Annotated in this window: 1 protein-coding gene; it reads right to left on the bottom strand. The window is 67.8% G+C overall.

The window, feature by feature from the left end:
* The coding region (locus AC1D0P_RS32810) for a hypothetical protein (protein WP_477680537.1) at positions 1-351 on the bottom strand (351 nt) is incomplete at both ends.

Raw genomic sequence — 351 nt, 5'->3', positions numbered from 1 at the left:
GCATCTCCTCGTCGGCGCCGGAGCGGTTCACGGCAAGCCGGAAGCGGAAATCCGGCAGCGATACCGTGGTGCCCGAGAGCCGCCGGATGCGGCAGCGGACAAGGAAATCCTGGTAGAGTTCGGCATCGCTGCGGAAGGCGGAGTCGGCGCCGGCAAGCACATCGGCAAGCGCGCCAGCGATCAATTCGTCGCGCTCTTCCGGCGTCAGTTCAGCGCGTTTTGGACGCGTCTCGACAGGTTCTGCTTCCTCGGAGCGCGGACGGGATAGCTCGGCCATGATGTCGGTCGACGGGCGCGGCGCCGGCTGGATGTAGCGCGGGATCGGCCTGGCGAATTCGGCCGGATCCGGCG

This window comes from Polaromonas sp. P1_G2, from assembly GCF_056405515.1.
The sequence above is the reverse complement of the archived record's forward strand: the minus strand, read 5'-3'. Positions and strand labels throughout refer to the sequence as shown.